Source organism: Thalassotalea marina, assembly GCF_014656435.1.
Taxonomy (GTDB): Bacteria; Pseudomonadota; Gammaproteobacteria; order Enterobacterales; family Alteromonadaceae; genus Thalassotalea_C; species Thalassotalea_C marina.
Map to the genome: position 1 here is coordinate 201,125 of NZ_BNCK01000001.1, position 16,453 is coordinate 217,577.

The 16,453-nt window shown below is 39.5% G+C and carries 14 protein-coding genes; 5 read left to right on the top strand and 9 right to left on the bottom strand.

The genetic code is table 11. The annotated features are described in order from the left end of the window. Positions 1-49 precede the first annotated feature (49 nt). Both IE199_RS00890 and ccoG read left to right on the top strand, forming a co-directional pair. Positions 50-1,468, top strand: a complete 1,419-nt coding sequence (locus IE199_RS00890; RefSeq protein ID WP_189766837.1) for a sigma-54 interaction domain-containing protein — start codon at positions 50-52, stop codon at positions 1,466-1,468. A 170-nt stretch (positions 1,469-1,638) separates the two neighbouring features. Then, positions 1,639-3,018, top strand: a complete 1,380-nt coding sequence (gene ccoG / locus IE199_RS00895) for a cytochrome c oxidase accessory protein CcoG (RefSeq protein WP_189766838.1) — start codon at positions 1,639-1,641, stop codon at positions 3,016-3,018. Positions 3,019-3,347: 329 nt separating this feature from the next. Here ccoG and IE199_RS00900 read toward each other — a convergent pair whose 3' ends face one another. From IE199_RS00900 to lptD, 7 genes are all read right to left on the bottom strand, one after another. Then, positions 3,348-5,366, bottom strand: a complete 2,019-nt coding sequence (locus IE199_RS00900) for a methyl-accepting chemotaxis protein (RefSeq protein ID WP_189766839.1) — start codon at positions 5,364-5,366, stop codon at positions 3,348-3,350. 136 nt (positions 5,367-5,502) lie between these two features. Next, positions 5,503-6,324: a symmetrical bis(5'-nucleosyl)-tetraphosphatase gene (locus tag IE199_RS00905; protein WP_189766840.1), complete on the bottom strand. Its 822-nt coding sequence runs from the start codon at positions 6,322-6,324 to the stop codon at positions 5,503-5,505. 7 nt (positions 6,325-6,331) lie between these two features. Continuing rightward, positions 6,332-6,712 (bottom strand): Co2+/Mg2+ efflux facilitator ApaG/CorD, encoded by a 381-nt coding sequence (gene apaG / locus IE199_RS00910; protein ID WP_189766841.1) that lies wholly within the window; start codon positions 6,710-6,712, stop codon positions 6,332-6,334. Beyond that, the gene (gene rsmA / locus IE199_RS00915) at positions 6,705-7,517 is read right to left on the bottom strand and encodes a 16S rRNA (adenine(1518)-N(6)/adenine(1519)-N(6))-dimethyltransferase RsmA (RefSeq protein WP_189766842.1); all 813 of its coding nucleotides are present in this window, start codon (positions 7,515-7,517) and stop codon (positions 6,705-6,707) included. Before rsmA ends, apaG begins: the two co-directional genes overlap by 8 nt. A 14-nt stretch (positions 7,518-7,531) precedes the next feature. Then, positions 7,532-8,524: a 4-hydroxythreonine-4-phosphate dehydrogenase PdxA gene (pdxA, locus tag IE199_RS00920; protein WP_189766843.1), complete on the bottom strand. Its 993-nt coding sequence runs from the start codon at positions 8,522-8,524 to the stop codon at positions 7,532-7,534. Positions 8,525-8,532: 8 nt separating this feature from the next. After that, positions 8,533-9,813, bottom strand: coding sequence for a peptidylprolyl isomerase SurA (gene surA, locus IE199_RS00925; RefSeq protein WP_189766844.1), 1,281 nt, complete (start codon positions 9,811-9,813; stop codon positions 8,533-8,535). Positions 9,814-9,829: 16 nt separating this feature from the next. After that, positions 9,830-12,109 carry an LPS assembly protein LptD gene (gene lptD, locus IE199_RS00930; protein WP_189766845.1) on the bottom strand — a complete coding sequence of 760 codons (2,280 nt, stop codon included), beginning with the start codon at positions 12,107-12,109 and terminating at the stop codon, positions 9,830-9,832. 142 nt (positions 12,110-12,251) lie between these two features. On the opposite strand from lptD, the gene IE199_RS00935 reads away from it, so the two are divergent. The 3 genes from IE199_RS00935 to djlA are packed head-to-tail and all read left to right on the top strand — an operon-like array spanning position 12,252 to position 14,724. Continuing rightward, a complete protein-coding gene (locus IE199_RS00935; RefSeq protein WP_189766846.1) occupies positions 12,252-13,250 on the top strand; it encodes an aminoglycoside phosphotransferase family protein in 999 nt (332 codons plus the stop codon). Then, entirely contained in the window at positions 13,247-13,936 is a 690-nt protein-coding gene (gene murU / locus IE199_RS00940) for an N-acetylmuramate alpha-1-phosphate uridylyltransferase MurU (RefSeq protein WP_189766847.1), read from the top strand. The genes IE199_RS00935 and murU overlap by 4 nt, the downstream gene beginning before the upstream one ends. After that, entirely contained in the window at positions 13,933-14,724 is a 792-nt protein-coding gene (gene djlA, locus IE199_RS00945) for a co-chaperone DjlA (RefSeq protein ID WP_189766848.1), read from the top strand. The genes murU and djlA overlap by 4 nt, the downstream gene beginning before the upstream one ends. A gap of 17 nt (positions 14,725-14,741) precedes the next feature. On the opposite strand, the gene IE199_RS00950 is transcribed toward djlA, so the two are convergent. Continuing rightward, positions 14,742-15,692 (bottom strand): DUF3530 family protein, encoded by a 951-nt coding sequence (locus IE199_RS00950; RefSeq protein WP_189766849.1) that lies wholly within the window; start codon positions 15,690-15,692, stop codon positions 14,742-14,744. A gap of 85 nt (positions 15,693-15,777) precedes the next feature. Further along, positions 15,778-16,452, bottom strand: a complete 675-nt coding sequence (gene rluA, locus IE199_RS00955) for a bifunctional tRNA pseudouridine(32) synthase/23S rRNA pseudouridine(746) synthase RluA (protein ID WP_189766850.1) — start codon at positions 16,450-16,452, stop codon at positions 15,778-15,780. Position 16,453: the final 1 nt, after the last annotated feature.

The window sequence follows — 16,453 nt, forward strand, 5'->3', positions numbered from 1 at the left end:
ATAAAATTTACTTGATAATGGCACGATATTTCGTGTCTTTTGTGTTTTTATGGCTATTGAACTTACTGACTTTATTTCCGACCCTGCACTTTTACTTAATGCCGTAGGTGAAGGGATTTATGGCTTTGACCTTGAAGGTAAAGCCATTTTTATTAATCCTGCCGCTGAGCGGATGACAGGATGGAAATCTTCAGATCTTATTGGTAAAAATATTCACCAATACCATCATCATAGTCATGCTGATGGCAGTGAATATCCAGCTTGTGACTGTAAAATATACGCTACCATGCAAGATGGTATTTCGCGACATGTCACAAACGAGGTGTTTTGGCGAAAAGATGGCACAAGCTTTCCGGTTGAATACACGTCAACAGCGGTTTTTCGCGATAAAAAATTGATTGGTGCAGTTGCCGTTTTTCGTGATGTTAGTGAACAAAAGCGTCAGCAACATGCGTTAGAAAGTGCGTTGGCACAAGTAAAAGAACTTTCAGAACAACTTGCCGAGCAAAATACCTATTTGAAAAAAGAGCTTAATCAAGAATGGCATGCAACAGGTTTAGTGGGTAATAGCCAAACTTTTCAACGAGTGTTATCGCAAATTGAATTAGTGGCCGCAACAGACAGCACTGTGCTGATACTCGGTGAAAACGGGACAGGCAAAGAATTAGTTGCTCGAAATCTACATCAGATGAGTAATAGAAAAGATTCTCCCATGGTGAAAGTTAATTGCGCTGCATTTACCGCTTCCTTGTTAGAGTCTGAATTGTTTGGCCATGAAAAAGGTGCTTTTACGGGAGCGACAGAGCGTAGAAAAGGTAAGTTTGAACTGGCTGATGGTGGCACGTTATTTTTAGATGAAATAGGTGAATTGTCGGTAGAAGCTCAGAGTAAATTGTTAAGGGTGTTGCAAGAACAAGAATTCGAGCGGGTTGGTGGTAGTAAGGTGATCAAGGTGAATATTCGTGTAATTGCTGCTACTAACCGAGATTTGAAGGCGATGGTTGACCAAGGCTTATTTCGTATGGATTTGTTCTATCGACTAAATGTATTTCCTATTGAAGTTCCTCCGTTAAAAGACAGAATTGAAGATTTACCTCTACTTTGTCAAAGTATTATCAGTCGTTTAAATGATAAGCTAGGTAAAGCGGTAGACAAGATAAATAACAAAAGCTTGGCCATGCTTAAACGCTATCAGTGGCCAGGCAATGTGCGTGAACTGCAAAATGTACTAGAGCGCGAAATGATACTGTCGACCAGCCGCACGTTAACCTTGCAGTCATTTAGTTTAAAAGATGTTGCAGAACTAAAGTTAGAAACTTTAGTGGATGCTGAAAAACAGCATATTTTAAACATGTTAGAGCAAACGCAATGGAAGATTGGTGGTGCTTTTGGAGCAGCTAAATTGTTAGATTTACCACCGAGTACTTTGCGCTCCAAAATGCAAAAATTAGGCATAAAACGACCTTAAGTAAAGTAAAAAAGCACGGTATGTCGAGTTAGGCACGATATGTCGTTCTTTTATGGTTTTTTATTAACCATATGGTATTTGTAACGCATTGTAATATAAGGTAATTAAAATAATTTAGTGTTGGCATCTTAATTGCCTTACGTGTTTATCAAGGGCAATGAGAACACGTAATGAAATTTGATGTACAAAGCGAAAACTTAATTATTAAACCCTACAAAAATGAGAAAGCCACTTACGTTCGAGAGCAAAAGGGTCGCTTTCAACGAATGCGAAGGAATGCTGGTTGGTTTTTAATGCTCCTTTTTGTGTTAATTCCTTGGATCCCTTATCACGGTAGACAGGCTGTGCTGCTAGATTTTGGTGCTCAGCAATTCCATATTTTTTCTATCACCTTTTTCCCGCAAGATTTAACGGCATTAGCTGCATTATTTATGGTGGGGGCATTTGCACTATTTTTTATTACTACCTGGCTTGGGCGAATATGGTGTGGATTTTTATGTCCGCAAACTGTGTGGATGTTTATGTACATTTGGGTGGAAGAGAAAGTTGAAGGAAGCCGTAATCAGCGGATCAAACTCGATAACTCACCAATGTCATGGAACAAGTTTAAGAAAAAAGCCACTAAACACAGCATTTGGTTGTTTATGTCATTACTGACATCTTTAACCTTTATGTCGTATTTTATTCCTGCCAAGTCGCTTTATGTAGATCTATTTTCACTAGAGTGGAGCAGTATTGTTACCTTCTGGGTAGCACTATTCGCAATGTGTACTTATGGAAATGCGGGTTTTTTGAGGGAAAAAATGTGCATTTATATGTGCCCTTATTCTCGATTCCAGTCTGCTATGTTTGACAAAAATACTATGCTTATCGCCTATGATGCTGACAGAGGAGAAAGTCGTGGTAGACGTAAAAGAAATGATGATCCTAAAGCGTTAAGTTTGGGTGACTGTGTCGATTGCAACTTATGTGTAGAGGTTTGTCCTGCTGGGATAGATATTCGCAATGGCTTGCAATATGAGTGTATTAGTTGTGCTGCTTGTGTTGATGCTTGTGATCAAACCATGGAGCGTTTCAATTACAACAAAGGCTTGATCAGTTTTACCAGCGAAAACGCTTTAGCCGGTAACAAGGTCTCAGTGTTTAGACCAAAAATTTTAGCGTATGCATCAATAACAACCGTGATGGTGTGTTTAATGGCATTTTTTGTAGCGACAAGGGTGCCGATTGAAGCAAACATTTTGCGTGACAGAACCGTGCTCTATCGCACTAACTTCGATGGATCTGTTGAAAATAGTTATCAGCTTAAGCTTACCAATAAACAACAGTTTGCAGACGAATACACCATTCGTGTTGCAGGAATGGAAAATGCGTCACTCAACTTAACTAAACCGATTGCCGCAGGGGCACATGAAATGGTTGTAGTGCCATTTACCATCACAGTGCCAGAAGAAGCGATCAGTAAAAAAATATCAGAACTTGAGCTGATCATTGAAAATAAAAATCAGGAAGTATCAGTGCATAAACCCACAAGGTTTTATTCCGGTTAACCTTTCTATTTACTTAGGGCTGTTATTGCATAACAGCCCTTTTTTATATAAACATCCTCTCTTTATATAAGTTCCCTGTCTTATAAAATTTGCCATTTGAGTGACCAGTAGCGCACTGATAGTTTCTCTAACTAACCTAGCCATAGAATGATTTCGCTTAAATTGTTTAGCTAGTTCTAGGTAAGCTAAAAATTCCATGTTGATTAAATATTAAATTCAATTGGTATTATCCCGCTTAATTTTTATTTGGGGTAAAGGATTGTTTTTAAAAACTAAGCATAAAAAAAACGGCACCTAAGTGCCGTCTTTCTATTAATAGGCTTGGTGAATTACAATTTGAATTCTCTAACTGATAATTGTAGTTCTTCCGCTAAACGAGCAACCTCACTGCTAGATTCTGCCGTTTGTTTGGAGCCAGAAGATGTTTGTTCAGCAATAGCAACAATAGACTCAAGGTTTTCACTAATTTCATGGGCCACTGCACTTTGCTCTTCTGCAGCACTGGCAATTTGTGAACTACGATCAAAAGCTTCGTGAACGGCATGAGTAATAGTTTCTAATGCTTTATCTGCTTCTTCACTTTGTACAACACATTCCGCAGCTTGCTTTTTGCCTGTTTCCATTACAGATACTGCTTGTTGCGCTCCTGATTGTAATACTTCAATCATATTTTGAATTTCTTGGGTTGACTCTTGTGTGCGGCTGGCTAGTGTTCTAACTTCATCAGCTACAACTGCGAAACCTCTGCCTTGTTCACCTGCACGAGCAGCCTCTATCGCAGCGTTTAAAGCAAGTAGGTTAGTTTGCTCTGCAATACCTCGAATAACATCTAAGATGCCGCCAATTGAAGCGCTGTCTTGCTGAAGTTTATTTATTACTTGAGATGCATCTTCAACTTCTTTAGCTAACAACTCAATAGTGTGTTTGTTGCGATTTGAAATACCTTTGACACGCTCAGCTTCATCATCAGCCTGTTTAATCTCACCTAGAGCATCATTTGCACTGGAAAGTACACTTTGTGATGTGCTGCTCATTTCAGTGGTAGCAGACGCTGCTTGTTCTACTTGCGTGCGCTGCTCTTCAATTGCTGTAGTACTTTGTGATGTAACAGCAGAGGTCTGCTCTGCAGCTGTAGCTAATTGTGTTGAGCGGCTGACAATGCCTGTAATTAGATTACGTAAGCTCTCTATTAAGGTGTTACAGTTTTTCGCAAGCTGGGCAAATTCGTCTTTACCTGAATCGTCAAGTTTGTGTGAAAGATCACCCGAGGCGACAATATTTAGCATGTCATTAACACGCCCTAGCGGACGAGTAATACTAACAAGTACAGCCCATGCAATACCGGCAGCGACTAGAATAGAACCTACCATGATAGCAATGGTAATGGTGTTACCTGTTGATACTGAGTTATCGACTTGTTGCCCTGTTTCATCTGTTGTTTGATTTGCCAGTTTTACTTGAGTATTTAAAATCTCTGTTGCATCTTCAATGTGTTTCTCTGCTGCTGCTAACTGTTCTGTTGCATGAGTTTTTGCCGATAACTGTGAATTTTTCAAATTAAATATACTTTGGCCTTCAAGGATCAGCTGGTCTAACCCTTTTTCGGTATTAGTTAATTCTTCTGCAATATCGTTGACATCATTCGCCGTTAATTCGTTGTTAATTTCACGAATAATACGTTTGGCTTCTTGAAAGTTATTGGTGATTTCATTACCAACAAGTTCTGTTGCTTGAGCATCTCGTAAATCTCTAAACTCTAAGCTAGAAGCAACAATACCATTTAACAATGACTCTAAACGTTCGCCCAAAGACACTGCTCGCTGTAATTTAGTATCCGCTAATTCATGGTCACCCAAATCTAACATTAGGGTTGCGGCATCATCTGCTTTTTCTTCTAACGAATCGGTTTTTTCAGCTAATAAGGCATAATTTTCAATGGCTGCTTTACGGTTGGTAAAAACATGGTTAATGCTAGAGCTTAATGAGTCATAAACGCTGTCTACTTTATTCAAGTTTGATAGAAGTGAATTTTCCGTTCTAACTGTTGCTTTTAGTTCTTTGAACTCTTTATTGAATCTTTCATGAAGAGCATTGTAGTCTGTTAAATTTTCATCTAACGGTGCCAAGTCTGTCTGATAGTAACCACGAAGTGTTAAGTTACCAATTTTAGTCAATTGATTTGCGAGGGTTATGCTGCCACTTAGTGTCGGAATAGCCAACTTACTCTGTTTTAACGTAGCATCATTAATGGTACTTAAGTTGTTGAGAGAGATTATACTTGTTAATACTAACAAGACGACTATGATGGCGAAGCCACCTATAATTTTCATTGCAACAGTCAGGTTCATTGAAACCACCAGTAATATTGTCAGGGTGTTGTAAAAAGTAAGTTTGTTTTTGTTGTTAGCTTTATCGGCTTATGGCCAGCGTTCCTTAGCATTTAGTATAACAACCTTAAAAGTAATTTCACCTTTAGTTATTGCTTTAGGGGCAATTTTTAAAAGCCGGTTGTTTAAAGTATTGTTTATCGTGCCATCGTAAAAGTGTTAAATGCCCGCCCCATACGCATCCAGTGTCCAATGGGTAGACATTTTTTTTCTTAGCTTTCCCCTCTAAAGCTGCCCAATGACCAAATATCCAATGGCACTTTGACAGGGCTTTGTTTGGTACGTTAAACCAAGGTACAAGATTAGTTGGTGCTTTTGCTGGAGGGTATTTACACAAAAACTCGAGTGAGCCGTCAGCGAAGCAATAGCGCATTCGGGTTAATGCATTAATGGTAAAACGAAATTTTTCTTCTTTGTTGTTTACTTGTGACCAGCTATTGGGACGTTCGCCATACATAATGGATAACCATTGCTCACGCTTTTTACCTTTTAGCTTTTTATGTGCAAATTCTGCACAGTCTTTTGCTTCTTTTAAAGACCATTGTGGACTCAGGCCTGCGTGAGACATATAGACTTTCTCTTCAGGAAGTTTTCTCAATAGAGGAGTATTTGCTAACCAAGAAATTATCTCGTCAATTTCCGGCGCAGCAAGAAGCTCGTCAAGAAAATCGTTTGCTTTGGGCTTTTTTATACCCGCATAAGTCGCAAGAAAATGAAGATCATGATTGCCAAGGACTGCTTTGACACTGTCTCCTAGCGACATCAGGTATTTGACAGTTTTATATGAGTCTGGACCTCTGGCCACCATGTCACCAGCTACCCATAACTCATCATTGTCGGCAGAGAAGTTAACTTGTTGAAGTAAAAGTTTTAATTCCTTGTAACATCCCTGTATGTCGCCAACAAAATAAACTGCCATAACTAGTTTAATTTAAAATATTAGGAGTAGACAATCTAAATACTGGAATGTCTACTTTGATAGGCGTGTTATTGTTATCCAGCATTTGGTAGTGCCCTTGCATGGTACCTACTGGTGTTTTAAATACACTACCGCTGCTGTAAGTGTAACTGTTATTGGGTTCAATAATTGGCTGTTCACCTACAACTCCTTCACCAACTACCGTTGATGTATCGCCATTAGCGTCGGTAATTAACCAATATCTCGATAGCAGTTTAACAGTAGTGTCACTATTGTTAGTAATAGTGATGGTATAAGTAAAAACGAACTGATGTTCTTTTTCGCTTGAGTGCTCAGGCAAGAATGCTGTTGCTACACTGACACTTATTTGATCGCTAATGTTATTCATCGACAGGGTTATCAAACAAGTAGTTGGCAAGACTAATATACTGATCAATAGATATATTTTCAGGTCTAAGACTTGGATCAATATTTAATGATTCAATACCCTCTACAGAAATCAATTTTTTAAAACTGTTACGTAGGGTTTTTCTACGCTGGTTAAATGCAGTAGCACAAACTTGATTCAATAACGCAAGATCTTTGACTGGGTTTTTAATTTCAGCGTGTGGTATCAGCCTAACAATAGCTGAATCTACCTTAGGTGGCGGCTGAAATGCCTCTGGACCAATTTCCATCACTGGCATTACCTGACACTGATATTGGGTCATGATAGATAAACGTCCGTAGGCTTTAGAATTTGGTCCTGCAGCCATGCGCTCAACCACTTCTTTTTGTAGCATGAAGTGCATGTTTTGCACTTTATCTCTAAACGATAATAGATGAAAAATTAGTGGCGTTGATATGTTATAGGGTAAGTTGCCAAATATTTTAAGTGGCTTTCCTTCTTTACATAACTGAGCAAAATCAAACTTTAACGCATCGTGTTCAAAAATGGTTAAGTGTTTAGCCAAAAACGGGTGATGGCGAAGTCTATGGGCTAAATCTCTGTCAAGTTCTACTACTGATATGTCACCAGCACGCTCAACTACTGGCTCGGTCAGTGCGCCAAGTCCCGGACCTATTTCAACTAAGTTTTCACCTGGTTCAGGATTGATTGCATCTACAATTTGGCTGATTACAGCCTGATCGTGCAGGAAGTTTTGACCAAAACGTTTTCTCGCTTGATGGCCCAAATGAGTTTTGTTACCCATAAAAATTAGTTTGCCTATTTATTACTTGATTGGTTATTTGCGAGCTCTATTGCAGATTTTATCGCCTGAATAAAGCTACCAGGATCGGCTTGATTAGAACCAGCTAAATCTACAGCAGTACCATGATCAACCGACGTCCTGATAAAAGGTAAGCCTAGAGTAATATTCACTGAGTTGCCAAACCCTTTGTATTTAATTACTGGTAAGCCTTGATCGTGATACATAGCTAATATTGCGTCAGCATCTTGTAAATATTTATGATGAAAAATCGTATCAGCGGGTAATGGACCGATTAACTGCATACCGTTTTCACGCAACTCGTCAAGCGCTGGGTTCATCACTTCTATTTCTTCACGACCTAAATGGCCGCCTTCTCCAGCATGTGGATTGATTCCGCATACATAGATTTTAGGTTGTTCAATACCAAACTTTGTTATCAGGTCTTGATGCAGTATTTGTGTTACTTTTTGCAGCCGTTCACGAGTAATCGCTTTTGACACGTATGCTAGCGGAATGTGTGTAGTTACTAACGCAACACGCAAGCCTTCTGTCGCCAACATCATTACAACATCGGTACAATTTGCCTGATTGGCAAAATATTCTGTATGGCCACTAAATGCAATGCCAGCTTGATTGATCAAGCCTTTATGCACAGGACCTGTTACAACGGCATCAAATTCACCAGAGATGTTTTTTTCACTTGCTATTCGCAAAGTTTCTACAACATAACGTCCATTGGCAGGATTCAATTCACCTGCAACACATGGCTCCTCAAGCGCGACGGGAATAATTGATAAGGTGCCTGCCTTTTGAGGAGTAATAGGATCAGATGCTTGATATGTAGAAAATTGAACATTTACACCTAGTTGTTGAGCCCGCTCTTGCATCATTTCTAACGAGCCTACAACAACTATCTGTACTGGCCAGTCGTATTGTGCGATAGCAAGTACTAGATCAGGTCCAATACCAGCTGGTTCACCAGGGGTAACAGCAATACGTTTTACCATTTAGATCATTACTCCACTGCGTTAATGTAAGCTTCGTCACGCATTTCTTTGATCCAGCTTACACTTTCCATGTCATATTTACGTTTAAACAATAACTGATAAGCTCTATTTTCATTCATTTGTTTTGTCGCATCTATAGTTCTACGACCTGTTAATTCAGCTAAATGCCAGCCAAAAGATGAGCGAAATGGTTGAGATAGCTCGTTAACCTCAAGCTTTGCCAGCGCGTCGGCAAATGCTGGGTCATATACTTTAGGCTCTGCCCAGCCAAGGTCACCACCTTTAACAGAAGTTGGGCCGTCTGAATGTTCTTTGGCAAGTTCAGCAAAATCAGCTTCGCCAGCGAGTATTTGTTCTCTAAACCCTTTCAACATATTTTCAGCTTTAGCTTCGCTTAAAATAATAGTTGGGGTAATTAGAATATGACGAGATTTAACTTCCTCAATTTCCACGACTTGTTGGCCGCGAATATCGTTAATTTTTACAATGCTGAAGCCTAGGCCTGTTCTGATTGGGCCCAATACGGTGCCTTTTTCTTTTCCGTCAACGATTTCTGAGAAAAGTGTAGGTAATTCGTTGATGTTTCTCCAACCCAGATCACCACCTTCAAGGGCATTAGCGCCACCAGATGAAGCAATCGCAATTCGAGCGAAGTCAGAACCTTCTTCTAACAACTTGATAACGCGCTCGGCACGATCTTTGGCATCATTAATATCTTTTTGTGTTGCTTCTGTAGGAAACTCAATGAGTATATGTCCTAAACGGTACTCTACATTAGCATCTGTTTGCTCTTTCATCATATTAAGAAGATTTTCAACTTCTTGTGGTGAAATATAAATGCGACGTCTTACAGAGTTTCGCGTCACTTCACCTCTAATTAACTCAGAGCGTGCATTTTCACGATATTTATCATACTCTAAGCCTTCAGCTTCAATAGACTTTCGAAACTCCTCTAAACTCATATTGTTATTTTTGGCAATGTTTAAAATGGTGTCGTCTAATTGAGCATCACTTACTTGCACTCCCATACGCTCACCAAGCTGAGCAATAAGTACATCGTCAATGAGTTTATCTGTTACTTGTACCCTTAACGCTTTATCGGAAGGGAGTGTTTGACCACTTTTTTCGGCCTGTAGTTTAATTTTAGTTAATAGGTCTTGGATTTCTGACTCTAATACAACGCCATTATTAACGACAACAGCGACACGATCTAACTCAACTTCTTTAGCAGAAGCTAATGAAGTAGCAATTGCGCAAGTTAAAGCAAAAGATTTAAGTAAATTTTTCATTCAGTTTCATTCATTTTTAATTGTTGAGAAAGTAGGGGCGCTTATAACCAAAGATGCTTGAATTGAACATTTCGGTCGTATCAATTCTACTTTGTTTGCTACCGCCTAATCCTTTTATTACAAACTCTATCATGAATCCACTATCAAATTCATCGCGGTTTTCATGATAATTATTCTGATCTTCAATGTAGGAGTTAATATGGCGATGGAAGGCAAATCGAATTGCCCAGCAACAGCTCTCATATTGAAATCCTGCATAACTTTCTAAGCTGCGTTTATTTTTCAAATCTTGTGTTACTCGTCCAACAAATTGCCAATTTTTATTTATAGCAACGGTTGATAACAGCGAGACTTGCTCCAGCTTAGTACCTGAGACATTATTGCTATACCTATGGTTCAATTGAATTGTATTATTGTTGGCAAAGCGATAATCCAGCGAGCTCTGGCTTTTGCTGGTTTTATCTAATTCTGTATCGTATTGTATATCGCTACTAAATTGCCAGTCGCGATTAAACCGAATAGCAATTTCACCGGCATATGCAGATTTATCCGTTGAACTTTCATTGCGCGAAGCCGATAAATTAGTTTCATTTAAATATACAATTCGGCCTAAACTTAACCTGAAACGTTCTGCATTTTCATGATCAAGCAAACGGCTCGTTATACCCCATGAATACTGATTTGCTTGTGCGATTCTGTCAAGCCCACTAAAACGTCGGTCACGAAATAAACCGCCAAAATCATCTTGTAAGCTAGTTGTATCGTACACACCAATGTTGGATTGATCTTCATCGGGGATATACAAATATTGAATTTGTGGCTCTAGCGTTTGAGTAAAACTTGTATTTAAAAATTCAACGTTGCGATCTAGGTTAATACCGCCGTGAAAGCGCACTTTAGGTAGTGTTCTATTGACGTGTTTTTCAAGCTCAGGGCTATTTTGTAATCGTGTTTGTACGTAATTGGTTTGTAAAATTCTAAATTCAGAATTTAAAAACCAAGCTGGAGTGGATATTGGAAACGTTACCCCTGCTTCAATGTGATATCGTTCTGCTTCAGGTAGATCTCTGTTTTGTGTGGTGAACTGCGTAATCTCAGACGCAATATCAAATTCACCGTCCCAAAAAGGTAAGTATGTAAACTGGTTAAATTCGATATGAGGCAGAGTTTTATAACTCGTTTTATGTTGGCCTAATACTTCAAAATCCTGCAACAGCACTTTTGTTGACCAATTCTCACCAAAATAAGCCAACTCTCCAATTTGATACAAGTAAGCATCATTAGAGTTGTACTGATCACTTTTTATATCAACCAAATAGTTGTCATCGCTAATCGTGGTGTAATCAACATATGCTCTAAAATTGTCAGAAAAAGTGCCTACATGTTGAATGCGTGCTAAGTATCTTTCTTGGCTTTTATCGGTAAGCTCTTTGTCACTATTTAAGTATTCTAGGTTTATGCTTCCTGATTGTAGCCCTGATAAATAGCGGAATTCAGTTAAAAGTTGCGTACCTCGTTTAGACATATACCTTGGGGTAATTGTCGCATCCATGTTTGGTGCAATGTTCCAATAATAGGGAACTTCAACTTGAAAACCTGAACGGCCAGATGAGCCAATTTTAGGATATAAAAAGCCTGATTTTCGCTCATTAGTTACTGGAAAAGAAAAATAAGGAATATATAAAATCGGTACGCCAAATAATGAAAAACGAGCGTTGTATGCTTCGCCGTGATTATCTGCCACCGACAAGCTAATTTCGCTGGCATTTAACTGCCAGTCAGGTACTTCGCCATAACAAGTAGTAAAACTGGAGTCTGTTAATGTTAATGTGCCGTCAGCAGTTACTTTGATATTAGCGGCACCACCATGACCTGGATTGCCTAATAATTGATAAGAGCTACCTGCTAGTTCGGTACTATTTGCGGCGCGACTTGCTTTGAGTTGCTCGGCAAAAATATCAACATTTTTACCTTGAAAGTGAATATTACCTGAAGCATTAACCGATGCGGTTTGTCTATTGACTGCAACATTGTCAGCTAAAATAACTTGTCCATCTTTATATAAAGTCACGCCACCGGAAAATTGTGCATATTGACCCTGACGAATTTTACCTGTTTGCGATATGATATTAATAGCGTCGGGACTAGTATCATTATCGATAAGCTTTAAACGTTCATAACTTGGCACTGGACAGGTTAAAATAGGTGGTTGAGTATTGTCGGCCGTTTGGCCATAAGCAAAACTTGAGACTTGTTGAGCGGAAAAAAGTATCAACAATGTGCGGAAACGAGACATTAATTATCCGAATTAGAAAAGATAGCTAGATAACATTAACATTTTGGCTGTCATTTTAACGCCAAACTAGCTAATAATATAGCAATTTTCTGAGATAGGCCAATTTGCCTGAAGAATGTTAGTAATATACGGGGAAAATAACTTGTTGCAAACAAGGGAGATAGCTTTAAATAGATGGCTATCTGAACAATTTAATAATAGTCATATTGCATTAAAACCTTTAACAGGTGATGCCGGATTTAGGCGATATTTCCGATTTGAACATAAAAAAAACTCTTACATTGCTGTGGATGCTCCATCAACTTACTGCAATAACCAAGCTTTTATTGATATTCAAGCCAACATTAAACAAGCGGGGATTTTAGTTCCTGAACTGAAATATGTTGATAATCAAAATGGCTTTTTTTGTTTGTCCGATCTTGGTGATACCATGTTAGCTGATAAGCTGTCGTTGAGTTCAATGAAGTATTGTTATCAACAAGCAATGGCTTTGATCCCTCAGTTAGCGTCATTAAATGTTGCTAATTTGGCGGCATTTGATGATGACTTTGTGCAAATGGAGCTCAATATTTTTGTTGAATGGTTGTTAGGTGAGCATTTGGCAATCACATTAAATGAACAAGAGCTACATCAATTGCAACAGTGCTTTGATGTTTTAAAACAAAATATTAGTGCACAACCAAAAGTATTTATGCATCGTGACTTTCACAGTAGAAATTTAATGTGGTTAGAGCAAGGCATAGCAGTGATTGACTTTCAAGATGCTGTGCATGGTCCTGTTACCTACGATATTGTTTCATTATTACGTGACTGTTATGTCAAATGGCCGAACGAACAAGTCGTAGAGTTATTTGATTACTTTGTTTCAACTTATGGCGCTTATTTAATTGATGAGCAAATCGATCGAGCAACTTGGTGGCGGTGGTTTGAATTGACTGGCTTGCAGCGCCACGTCAAAGCGGCTGGAATTTTTGCTAGATTAAAACACCGAGATGGAAAAGACGGTTACCTTAAAGATATTCCGTTAACACTTGCATACATAATAGATGTGTCATCGCACTATCCTGAACTTGAGTACTTACATCACCTTGTTAAAACTACTGTTGTGCCAGCTTTAGAGGCGCGAAGTAACAAGCAATGAAGGCTATGATTTTAGCTGCTGGGCGAGGCGAGCGAATGCGCCCTTTAACCGACGATAAGCCAAAACCTATGTTAACGGTTAACGGTATTCCGTTAATTGAACATCACATAAGACGCTTAAAACATGCGGGTATTACGGAGTTAGTGATTAATACCGCATGGCAAGCACAAAGCATAGAGAACTACCTACAAGACGGTAGTGCTTTTGGCGTGTCGATAACATATAGCCATGAACGTGAAGGTGCACTAGAAACAGCAGGTGGCATTGCAACCGCATTACCACTATTTGCGACTAACGATGAGCCATTTTTATTGGTTAACGGTGATGTTTTTACCGATATCGATTTTTGCCATTTGCCTAAGCTTGCTCCTCAAGTGTTGGCTCACTTGTTTTTGGTCCCTAACCCTGAACATAATCCTAATGGGGATTTTTGTTTATCAAAAGAATGGGTATGCGCTAACACTGATAATATGGCGAGTTACACCTATTCAGGTGTTTCAATTTTTAGGCCTAGCTTTTTTGATTCGTGTCAACCACACCATAAAGCGGCACTTGGTCCTTTGCTTAAGCGCCATCTTGGGAAAAACCAAATAGCAGGGCAACTATGGCAGGGGCTCTGGACCGATGTTGGCACACCAGAGCGTTTAGCAAGTTTACAGACAGATCACAAGGCAGAAACTCAATGAAAATATGGGGCAAGGTATTAGGTTTTTTATTTGGTTTTATGCTGAGTAAAAACATTTTAGGTGGCTTGCTGGGCATGTGGCTTGGTCATAGATTTGATAAAGGCATGGGGTTTGACTTTGATGGCCTAGCACAAAAAAATGAACAGAGTAGGCAGCAAACCTTTTTCTATAGTGCGTTTAGTTCGATGGGCTATGTTGCCAAAGCTAAAGGCAGAGTCACCGAACATGAAATTAACTTTGCTACTTCCTATATGAATACCTTGGGGCTGAATGCTCAAATGCGCAGTGAAGCTCAAGAAGCCTTTAGAGATGGTAAAAATGCTGGTTTTCCATTGGAATCAACACTCAGGAAGTTGAAGCGAAGTTGTATTAATCGCCATGATTTATTAATGGTGTTTATGGAAATTCAGATCCAAGTCGCTTTTGCTGATGGTTCATTAGATCCAGCTGAGCGAGAAGCGCTTCACAAGATCGCCAGTAATCTTGGCTTCTCTAACCGAGATTTAGATCGGTTGTTAGAAATGATCATGGCAGGTGCTCAGTTTCATCAAGGTGGCCAAAATGCGCCTTCAAGTAAAGAGCAGCTATCACATGCTTATAAAATTTTAGGTGTAGAAGAAAGCGCCTCTGATCAAGAACTTAAAAAAGCATACCGTAAGTTAATGTCGCAACATCATCCAGATAAATTAGTTGCCAAGGGGCTGCCACCTGAAATGATGGAGTCCGCAAAACAAAAAGCGCAAGATATTCAAGCAGCTTACGAGCTTGTGCAAAAAGAGCGTAAATAACTCGCTATCTGCGTTAATTACCAGCCGATTGATTTGAGCCAGCCGTTGATTTCTTTAATCAGCGGCTCACCTTGATAATACCCCGAATATATATTGTGTAATTTCTTTTGCCTAAACTGAGATTTGGCCAAATAATAAACGTGTTTTTGTCTTATCTTAGCGTGCTGTTTAGCCACCGGCGAATCCATTCTTAGATACAGATCTAAAACGGGCAACTGTAAACTTGCTAGTTTTTCAGCACTTTGCTCCATGGCATTTGTTGAGCTCATTTGAGCGCTAAGTAGCACTAGCGCTTGAGGCTGAGGTATTTCTTTTGCTGCTAACAATTCACCGACAAACATCGCGTTATGTCCCTGTGTAACAAAGACGATAATACCTGGGTAGTTTTGCGCCTTTTCCATAACAGCGGTAAGTAAACCTTTCAGGTTTTGCTGATAGTTCTCTATAGTTTGCTTATTTTGTTCTACTTGCTCTGTGACTGATATTGCTGTTGATGGGTAATTGGGAGGTTTAGCTAAGGGTTGTACAGCAATAGTAACCCAACCTTGTTCCGGCAGTGTTTCTTGTAAAAAGTTAACTGCTTGTGGGCTCATCGCTGACTGCTGCCATTCCGGCAAGAGTATCATCACACCTTTTTGATTCGCTGATAAATGAGGTTTAATAATAGATGTGTGGTTATCAGGTCCAACCATCACTTGTTCAATGACATCACTTGGTAAGTAGTGCTTGAGGTCGGATTGATAAAGTGTTGTCTGTGGTATGGGGTGCTCAATCACTACATTTGTTGAAGAAGTTGTAGCCGCGGTATCTTTATTGGCCGTATCGGCTGAATTGTTGGTGTCTACATTGGCTGGCGTTGATTGAGTACTTTCTTGTTGTTGCTTATTTTCTTCCTGTTGGCCTTGTTCTTGAGCCAAACAGACGTTTGTTAATAGCAACAGTGAAAACAAAAAAGTGTATTTAATCATGATAAAGAGAGTTAACCAGTACTGTTGTTAATTATCGGCAGAATTATATATTTCTGTAACTTAATTTACCGTTAAAGTCGCATTATCAATCCTGATAAAACTCACATGAAGCATTGAACTGCATGGCTAATTTTGACACTGGATGTGCAATTCTTAGTTGCTGAGCATGGAGCTGTAAACGAGTCGCCATGGTGCGCGCTTGTTCATGAGCATAGAGTTTGTCGCCCAATATAGGATGACCAAGACTTAACATATGTACTCGTAGCTGATGAGAGCGCCCTGTAACCGGTGTGAGCTCTACAATTGTGCTTTGCTCTTCCTTAAGTAGTAATTGGTAATGTGTAAGTGCCTTTTTACCAAGCTCATGATCAATTTTTTGTTTCGGGCGGTTTGGCCAGTCACAAATTAACGGGGCATCAACCGAGCCTGTGTTTGATGCTAGGTGACCAAAAATACGAGCAATGTAGCGCTTTTGGGTTAATCGCTTCTCAAATTGACGGCTTATTTCAACATGAGCGTTTCTATTCAGTGCCATTATGATGACACCTGATGTGGCCATGTCTAATCGATGCACTATGGTTGCAGAGGGCAGCACCGACTGCACTCTATGTTGCAAACAATCTTGGTGTTCGGGCAATCTGCCCGGCACAGTTAACAGACCGCTGGGTTTGTTAAGCACGACGATGTCGTTATCTTGATAAATTATATCAAGATATGGCGACATCGGTGGTTGATAAACAAAATCAGGGTTGGCGGCCATT

Bases quoted from the DNA above. Each gene is read 5' to 3' on its own strand.
- djlA (WP_189766848.1), top strand. From the start codon at position 13,933: ATGAAAATATGGGGCAAGGTATTAGGTTTTTTATTTGGTTTTATGCTG.
- murU (WP_189766847.1), top strand. From the start codon at position 13,247: ATGAAGGCTATGATTTTAGCTGCTGGGCGAGGCGAGCGAATGCGCCCT.
- IE199_RS00900 (WP_189766839.1), bottom strand. From the start codon at position 5,366: ATGAACCTGACTGTTGCAATGAAAATTATAGGTGGCTTCGCCATCATA.
- rluA (WP_189766850.1), bottom strand. From the start codon at position 16,452: ATGGCCGCCAACCCTGATTTTGTTTATCAACCACCGATGTCGCCATAT.
- IE199_RS00905 (WP_189766840.1), bottom strand. From the start codon at position 6,324: ATGGCAGTTTATTTTGTTGGCGACATACAGGGATGTTACAAGGAATTA.
- ccoG (WP_189766838.1), top strand. From the start codon at position 1,639: ATGAAATTTGATGTACAAAGCGAAAACTTAATTATTAAACCCTACAAA.
- surA (WP_189766844.1), bottom strand. From the start codon at position 9,813: ATGAAAAATTTACTTAAATCTTTTGCTTTAACTTGCGCAATTGCTACT.
- IE199_RS00890 (WP_189766837.1), top strand. From the start codon at position 50: ATGGCTATTGAACTTACTGACTTTATTTCCGACCCTGCACTTTTACTT.
- pdxA (WP_189766843.1), bottom strand. From the start codon at position 8,524: ATGGTAAAACGTATTGCTGTTACCCCTGGTGAACCAGCTGGTATTGGA.
- lptD (WP_189766845.1), bottom strand. From the start codon at position 12,109: ATGTCTCGTTTCCGCACATTGTTGATACTTTTTTCCGCTCAACAAGTC.
- IE199_RS00950 (WP_189766849.1), bottom strand. From the start codon at position 15,692: ATGATTAAATACACTTTTTTGTTTTCACTGTTGCTATTAACAAACGTC.
- rsmA (WP_189766842.1), bottom strand. From the start codon at position 7,517: ATGGGTAACAAAACTCATTTGGGCCATCAAGCGAGAAAACGTTTTGGT.
- apaG (WP_189766841.1), bottom strand. From the start codon at position 6,712: ATGAATAACATTAGCGATCAAATAAGTGTCAGTGTAGCAACAGCATTC.